Consider the following 5,634-nt stretch of genomic DNA (forward strand, 5'->3'; position numbering starts at 1 on the left):
CTGTAGTTGTGCAGCTTCTGCCTGTAATGCCTCCAGTTGCGTTTGGGCGTCAAGGCGATACTGCCCTTGCGGCTGTGTACTGAGATAAAGCTGATAACTCTGCTCGGTGTGGTCAGCGGTCGCCAATTGCCACGCTTGCTGATCCTGTTGCGCTAAGTGCGTTTGTTCAGCGCGATATTGCAAAACCTGCCAGCTACCCACTGCCAGCAGTAGCAACACCGCGGATGTTGCCAGCCATTTCACCGGCCAAAGCTGACGTGTCGCTGCTTGGCTTACTGGTTGGGATTGGGGTTGCGGTTCTGAATGCAGCTGATATTGGGGCTGCGCCGCAGCAGGCTGTATCAGGCTGTTTGGCATCAGCCGCTGTTTCACCTGTTGCATACTCTGCGGCCGCTCACTGGCTTTAAAAGCTAAACACTGATCGATGGTGGTTAGAAAATTGGTGGAGTAATGCCCTTTGGCAAGTTCAGTGGCCGGTTTTAATGGATCGGGGTTGCCATACACTAGTGCCATAGCGCGGGCTTCGGCTTTGGGGCCCATTTGGCCGGTGGCAAGGCGGTACATTAAGCCGCCAAAGGCATGGATATCGACTGTCGGTTTGGCTTCACCGCCGCCTTCTATTTGCTCCAGCGGCGCATAAAACTCGGTAAAGGGCGCTTGTGATTGCGACGCCAGGGCAAAGTTTTGTTTGGCGGCACCAAAGTCGATAATCACTGGTGAGCCATCGCTTCTGCGGATAAATACATTGGCTGGCTTGATATCGCGGTGTAATACACCTTGCTGGTGAATGTAAGAGAGGCCATCGGCCAGAGGCAGTAAAAAATGCAGTAATTGCTGCTCAGTGTAACGGCTACCCTGTGCCTCTAAGCTGCGGACCAGCTCATCCAGTGGCAGGCCATCTTCAAAGTCCATGACTAAATAGGCCGTGCCATTGGCAGTAAATAAATCGCGGCAGCGCACCACATTGGGGTGGCGCAGTTTTACCAGGGTTTTGCCTTCTACCATAAAGCGGCGTAGGCATTCGCTGTACAGCTCCTGCTTTGAGGTGCCATGCGGTTGTACGGTATTACCATGGCGCCCGGCCAGCTCGACTGGCAGAAATTCTTTAATCACCACCTGCTCATCTAAATGCGTATGATGGGCCTTGTATACTATGCCAAAACCACCGCTACCTAAAACTGCTTCAATGATATAGTGGTTAAGGGTGCTGCCTGTTTGCAGGGCGTTTAAATTTTCGATCATATCCGCTACCAACTATGCCCTGCTTGTTTAAGATAATTTTGCGCCCCTTCGTGCCCCTTTTGGGCCGCTTTACGAAACCAGGCTAATGATTCAGATGACGATTTTTCCACACCACGACCATCACGATACATTATCGCCATATTATTCAGGCCGTATGGTTCATCCTGAGCTGCCGCCAATCGATACCATTTAATCGCTTCAGCATATGATTGCGGCACGCCCCTACCGTTAGAATACATAAAACCAAGATTGGTCTGAGCACTGGCATGGCCTTGCTCAGCCGCTTTTCGATACCATTTTACCGCTTCACTGTCAGACTGCGTAACACCCAGGCCCTCTCGATACATGGAGCCTAAATTATCTTGTGCTGCGACATAACCCTGTGCGGCGGCTCTTCGATACCAGGCCACTGCAGTGCTATCAGACTTAGTTACACCTCGACCATTGGCGTAACTCAAACCAAGATTGTTTTGTGCATTGGGGTAGCCCTGCTCGGCTGCCTTACGATACCAGCTAACTGCCACACTCTCAGATTTGCTTACCTCACGGCCATGCTCATACATCACACCAAGATTAGTTTGTCCCACGGCGTTACCTTGCTCTGCACTTTTTATGTAGTATTGCAAAGCCGTCTTATAATCTGCTTCCACAAAATCGGCCATGCTGCCCAGCAAAAAGTTCTCGTATCCCCCCAGGCTGCTAAAACGGGCAAATTTTTGCTCTGCTGTTTGCCGGTATTGTCGTGCCAAAGCACTATTTTTCGTGACCCCCATACCGCGGCTATACATTTTGGCTAACTGAGCATCCGCATAGACACTACCCAGCTGCGCCGCTTGCTGGTACAGAGTAAAAGACGAGGCATCATTTCCTCGAATATAATAAGCTTCATCTGCTGCCAGGCGGATGGGTTTGGCCTCAGGCGTTTCTTGAGTTGCAGCTGCTAATAATGCCGTAAAATTAATGGCTATAGCCGCATTGCTTTGCAAATTGACCCACTGACTTACGGTATCCTGGCCAATAGCGATTTGCAGATGATATTCGCCCGGCGCCAGCAGCATACCCTGTTCAAACCTGGGCCTGATATTTAATACCTTAACCTCATACTGAGCAGCGGGAGTGATTGCTAAGGTTAACGGGTGCAGCCTATCCGTCTTAACTTCAGCCTCCAGCTCACGCTGCAGGGTTAGCAGCTCATCGGCGGCAGCCTGCTGATCCTGTCTGGCGAGTTCTGCGCGTTGAACATAATCGGTATAGGCCGGATACATTAAGTAAACCGCAACCGCCAGCACCACTACCCCTGATACAGCAACCCATTTCCATAACGGTGCTGCTTTTTTTATCGCCGTCTCTACCTCAGCATGATCAGCCGCTACCGCAGCGGGGGCAGTATTGTTGTGAGCAATCTGCCAACCTTTTGCCACTGCCTGCTGCACAATATACTGCTGAGCTTTGTCTTTGCTGATGCCAAGACTACTGGCTTTATTCAGCAGCATAGTCATTTCAACATCAGTAATAAGGCTATCAGCACCGGCTAACGCAATTAAATCATCCAGCACATGACAGTCTGCAATAGCTGTGCTGTGCTCAGCGACCTCAGGTTCTGCAGTGGCTTTTGGATCTGCAGGTAAAGATAGCTGTTGTAACACGTGTTGCATACTTTGCGGCCGCTCATCGGCTTTAAAGGCCAGACACTGATCTATGGTGGCTAAAAAGGGGGCGCTGTAATGGCCTTTGGCCAGTATGGCGGCAGCTACCAAAGGATCAGCATTACCATACACCAGGGCCATTGCGCGTTTTTCTGCTTTAGGCCCAACCTGACCGGTTACCAGACGATACATCAAGCCGCCAAAAGCATGAATATCTACGGTCGCTTTGGCTTCTCCGCCGCCTTCTATTTGCTCCAGCGGCGCATAAAACTCGGTAAAGGGTGCCTGGGATTGCGATACCAATGCAAAATTCTGTTTGGCGGCGCCAAAGTCAATAATCACCGGTGAGCCGTCACTGCGGCGGATAAATACATTGGCCGGTTTAATGTCGCGGTGCAGTACACCCTGGCTGTGAATGTAAGAGAGGCCATCAGCCAGCGGCAGTAAAAAATGCAGTAATTGTTGCTCGGTATAGCGGCTGCCCTGGGCTTCTAAACTACGGACCAGCTCATCCAGCGGCAGGCCATCTTCAAAGTCCATCACTAAATAGGCCGTGCCGTTAGCGGTAAATAAATCGCGGCAGCGCACCACATTGGGGTGGCGCAGTTTGACCAGGGTTCGGCCTTCGGTCATAAAACGCTGTAAGGAGCTATGGTATATATCCTGATTGGCTGTCGCACTGGGCGTAACCGTATTGCCGTGGCGCTGCGCTAATTGCTGTGGCAGAAACTCCTTAATCACCACCTGCTCTTCCAGGTGGGCATGGTGTGCTTTATAGACTATGCCAAAGCCGCCGCTACCCAATACCGCTTCAATAATATAGTGGTTTAGGGTGCTGCCTGTTTGCAACGCATTCAGATTATCGCTCATTAATACTTCCACCTGTTGTGTCCAGCCATCTTAGCTCTCTCCAGTCGGAACAATTGAAATCCGGATAGCAAAATCCGCCAAATACAACTTGGCTGCCCCTTCAAGCTTTACCGGGCTACCAGGCTGTAATGTTGTCCGCTGTGCACTACTTTCAATGGATGAACCATAGCTTGATCCCAGATCCTGATAAAACCAGTTAGGATGCTGATAAAAAATCTGACCATGATGGGATGATACTGACGGATGCTTAATAACATAATCATTATCGTCTGCCCGGCCAAGGCTGCATGGTCGCGTGGCCAGCGTTACACTGTTTAAGGTACGCTCATTCTGGCTATCCGCTAATCGCAGCCAGCATAAGGCTGCGGCTTGAACATGAGCCGCCACTGGCCGCGGAGCAATAATATCAGTGCCACTTAGCAGGCAATCTAAATCAGCCAACATCAGCTTTGCTGGCAGCTCGACAGGCATATCCTGATGTGCAGGTAAAACAACACCATTAACTGAAGTGCCATAGCGTGAACCTAAATCCTGGATATACAACTGCTTGCCCCGCAAAAAAATGCGTAAATGCTGACTGGAAACTGCAGGATGCGCCAGACTAATGACGGCTTGTGCGGCGCGGCCAATAGTCACACCCGCCTGCAGCTGAGACTGACTTAGTTCAAAACGCTGGGTAGGTGTTTGCAAGTGCATGATGGCCTGTTGCGCATCAGACCTGGCCGCCATTGCCAAATCTGCTGTTGGCGAAGCAGCATACTGATAGGCATGATATCGACTTTGCGCACTGTGTCCCGGCCGCGACCGCTTTAATAGCAGCAGTAAGCCCAACGCCGACATGACTGCGGCAAAAGCAATAAAAAAGTGCAGCTGAGAAAAGGCTGCAACAGGCGCTGATGGCGGTGTGGGAGTAACGGGTGGCACCTTTACTTCCGGCACTTCTGCCTTAGGCTGTGGGCTGGGTGCCGGTATAGGCTCTGGCTGAGGTTTAATATCTGGCTCAGGTAATGGGATAGGTACTGGTTTGGGTGGCACATTTTCACTCCAGCTACCCTTGATACCCACTGCATCAAAGGCTTTGTGGACCGCTGTGCGCTCGGGTGAGTATTGACCGTAAATAATTTCAGCCGCTTCAGCCACTGCATAACGGGCATTACGAAAGTCTGAGGTGGGTGTCATAATTTTTGTTGTTGCGTAGTGCCAGATTTTTAACGCCTTTTGCATACCAATTTTCGGCACCTCGACACCACCTAAGCGCCGGTGCGAGCCGCCCTCAGCCAGTAAATAAAACGCATGATTTACAATAGAGGAGTTGATATGCACGCCGCCATTATTCTTAGTGCCGACATAGCGTTCCAGGTAGTGATCAGGGTTATTGTTTGCCCGCTGCGGAAACCGGAAATCACGGATAACAGTGGAGACAAGACGAATCAGCCAGTCCGTCTGTTCAGGGGCAGCTAAACGGTTATTCAGCCAGGCCACAAAACTTACCCCGGCAATATCGCTAAAGGCCTCATTGAGTGCACCCGACTCGCCAAGGTAAACCAGCTCAGAGCTAAAAGCGATAATGCCATGAGCTAATTCATGCATAATCACTTCAGGGTTTTGCAGCAAAGGACTATGCACTTGCACCAGCCCCAGCTCCTCGCCAAAAGCATTCGAAACTACAGCAAAAAAGGCATTCGGGTTAGTACTACTGCCAGCACAGCTGACACTGGCGCCATGTTGATGGTGAAACATTTTACTGCCAACAAAAGCGTATACAATACTGTTATCTACCGGATCGAATTGCGCACTGCCGAAGTGCTCTGCCATAAAGCGGCCGACCTGATCAAACAAGGTGGCCAGTTTTTGAGAAGCCGTCGTACTCGCCTGT

Annotated in this window: 3 protein-coding genes; all 3 read right to left on the reverse strand. The window is 50.8% G+C overall.

What is annotated here, in order from left to right:
• Positions 1–1,242, reverse strand: a 1,242-nt coding sequence (locus V7D78_RS15715; protein WP_333609408.1) for a serine/threonine protein kinase, incomplete at its 3' end; no start/stop codon positions are given.
• A 5-nt stretch (positions 1,243–1,247) separates the two neighbouring features.
• Positions 1,248–3,758, reverse strand: a complete 2,511-nt coding sequence (locus V7D78_RS15720; protein ID WP_333609409.1) for a serine/threonine-protein kinase — start codon at positions 3,756–3,758, stop codon at positions 1,248–1,250.
• Positions 3,759–3,788: 30 nt separating this feature from the next.
• Positions 3,789–5,634: M4 family metallopeptidase (locus tag V7D78_RS15725; RefSeq protein WP_333609410.1), on the reverse strand; the 1,846-nt coding region annotated here is incomplete at its 5' end.

Origin of the sequence: Arsukibacterium sp. (assembly GCF_036735525.1) — a bacterium.
In the GTDB taxonomy this organism is placed as follows: domain Bacteria; phylum Pseudomonadota; class Gammaproteobacteria; order Enterobacterales; family Alteromonadaceae; genus Alishewanella.

Excerpts from the sequence above, each read along its gene's own strand:
- V7D78_RS15720 (WP_333609409.1), bottom strand. The coding sequence starts at position 3,758 with ATGAGCGATAATCTGAATGCGTTGCAAACAGGCAGCACCCTAAACCAC.